Annotated in this window: 2 protein-coding genes and 1 pseudogene; all 3 read right to left on the bottom strand. The window is 62.6% G+C overall.

The window, feature by feature from the left end; translation table 11 throughout:
• A pseudogene (locus tag ACRXB1_RS34540) lies at positions 1–145 on the bottom strand (ribokinase); the annotation flags it as partial.
• Entirely contained in the window at positions 142–615 is a 474-nt protein-coding gene (locus ACRXB1_RS34535; RefSeq protein WP_449494595.1) for an RbsD/FucU family protein, read from the bottom strand. The gene ACRXB1_RS34535 and the pseudogene ACRXB1_RS34540, both read right to left, overlap by 4 nt.
• An 80-nt stretch (positions 616–695) precedes the next feature.
• On the bottom strand, positions 696–2454 hold a 1759-nt coding region (locus ACRXB1_RS34530; RefSeq protein ID WP_449494594.1), incomplete at its 5' end, for an aldehyde dehydrogenase family protein.

Here is a 2454-nt window from a genome sequence, read left to right as displayed (position 1 = left end):
TCGCCACCGCCTGATTGGAACCCTTGCCGCCGGGCCCCATTGCGAATGCCGTTCCGGCGATGGTCTCGCCGAGCAGCGGCATGCGCGCAGCGCGAAACGTCAGGTCCGTCACATAGATGCCGAGAATGACGACGCTGCGGCTCATTTCTCATTCCCCGACGGTGCATCGGGCGCAAGGTTCACGCCCTTCTTGAAGATGAAGCAACCATAACCGCGCCCTTCGCCGGTCGCGATCACGCAATACGCTTGTTTCGCGCGCTCATAAAACGCAAACCGTTCGATTGAAGCAAACGGCGTCGTCTTTCCTTCGGCGGCATCCACTTCAGTCTGTGCTTCGCGTTGAACGGCGGGGAGCGCGTTTGCATCGCCGACAACTTCCATGCGCTCGGCCGGATGATCGACAAAACTATCCAGCGGAAACACCGAAAGCACCGCACGGATCGCACGCGGCGCATCCACGCCGTCGAGCCGCAGCACCTGGCCGAGGACGGTCTGGCGCGCGACGGAATCGGCGGGGAAGTTTGCATCGCAGATCACGACTTCATCGCCGTGACCCATGGCGCACAGCGCGTGCAGGATGTCGGCGTTCAGCAGCGGATCGAGGTTCTTGAGCATTGTGTCTCCTTCAGTTGAGCGGCCCCGCTGTCGTGCGGGGTCAAGCGCCCAGATTCTATTTCTTCTGCTTCCGATGCGTCTTAATCCCCGTACGGAATCCAGATATTCTTCACCTGCACGGCTTGTCTCAGGAACGGCAAGCCTTCGGAAACGTCTGCATCGAACCAGTCGAACACGCGGCCGTGATCCACGAACGTGCGCTTCAGGTTGCCGATGGATTCACGCTCCACCATCGCCGATAAATCCGCGCCGCCGAAGGACCAGACGGCATCGACATCGTCGTGTTTCGCAAGCGTCGACGCCAGCGGCTTGCGCTCGCCCGTGATGATATTCAGCGCGCCCGCGGGCACATCCGATGTCTCGACCACCTGATAGAAGTCCGTGGCCATCAGCGGGCAGGTTTCGCTCGGCACCGCGACCACACGATTGCCCAATGCAAGCGCCGGTGCGATCAATGAAACGAGGCCCAGCAACGGCGCTTCATCCGGACACACCACACCGATCACGCCAAGCGGTTCGTGCATGGCGAGCGCCACGCCCTTGAGCGGCGGCGAATGCACGGCGCCGTCGAACTTGTCGGCCCACGCGCCGTAGGTGAACAAGCGCGTGATCGATGCTTCGACTTCGCGCTCGGCCTGGGCCGGAGAGACGCCGGTTCGCGCAACCAGTTGCCGTGCAAATTCATCCGCACGCGCCGACAGATTTTCCGCGAGGTAATACAGCACTTGCGCGCGATTATGCGTGCTGGCCTGCGACCATTTTGCGGCGCCGCGCGCTGCCGCAACTGCGTTGCGCACGTCCTTGCGGCTGCCTTCCCCCACCTCGCCGACGATGTTCCCCGACGGTGCAAACACGAGCCGCGTGTAACCGCTGTCCGGCCGAACCTGCTTCCCGCCGACGAACATCTTCGCCGTGCGATCCAGCGCGCTGACATTGGATTCGGCCACTGAAGTGGACGCTGCAGGCGTACTGGACGCCGACGAACGAACGGCCAGCTTAGACCACGCACGCGGCTTCAGGTACTCGTAAATCCCCTCGCGTCCGCCTTCGCGGCCGAAGCCCGATTCGCGATATCCGCCGAAGCCGACGCCGGCATCGAATAGATTGGTTGCGTTGATCCAGACCACGCCGCATTCCAGGCGCGGCGCAATGTCCAGCGCACGGCCAATGGTTTCGCTCCATACACTCGCAGCGAGTCCATAGCGGGAATGGTTCGCGAGCGCGACGGCTTCATCGGGCGTGCGAAAACTCATGGTCACGAGCACCGGCCCGAAGATCTCGTCCTGCGCAAGCGTGGACGCAGGCGCCACATTCGTCACCAGCGTCGGTGGATAAAACGCGCCCTGCTCCGGCATCTGCAGCGCCTTGGGCTGATGAATCACGCAGCCCTCTGCAACGCCGCGCGCAACGAGCGACTGAATGCGTTCGAGCTGCACGGTATCGACGATCGCGCCCATGTCGATGCCCTTGTCGAGCGACGGCCCGACCCGCAGCGTATCCATGCGCCGCTTCAGCTTGTCGATAAAACGCTTCTCCACGCCTTCCTGAACGAGCAAGCGCGAACCCGCGCAGCACACTTGTCCCTGGTTGAACCAGATTGCATCGACGACACCTTCCACTGCGCTGTCGAGATCGGCGTCATCGAAAACGATGAACGGCGACTTGCCGCCGAGTTCCAGCGTCAACGACTTGCCCGAGCCTGCCGTCGCCACACGAATCTGCTTGCCGACTTCCGTTGAACCCGTAAAGGCAATCTTCGCGATGCGCGGATGATCGACCAGCGCGGCGCCGGTTCGTCCGTCGCCGGTGACGACGTTCAGCACGCCCGCAGGCAATCCA

The sequence above is a fragment of the Caballeronia sp. M23-90 genome (assembly GCF_053574605.1).
Note: the sequence above shows the minus strand (reverse complement) of the source record. Positions and strands in the feature narration are given on the sequence as shown.

What these genes read in the sequence shown, in the direction of transcription:
- ACRXB1_RS34535 (WP_449494595.1), bottom strand. Translation starts at nt 615, where the DNA reads ATGCTCAAGAACCTCGATCCGCTGCTGAACGCCGACATCCTGCACGCG.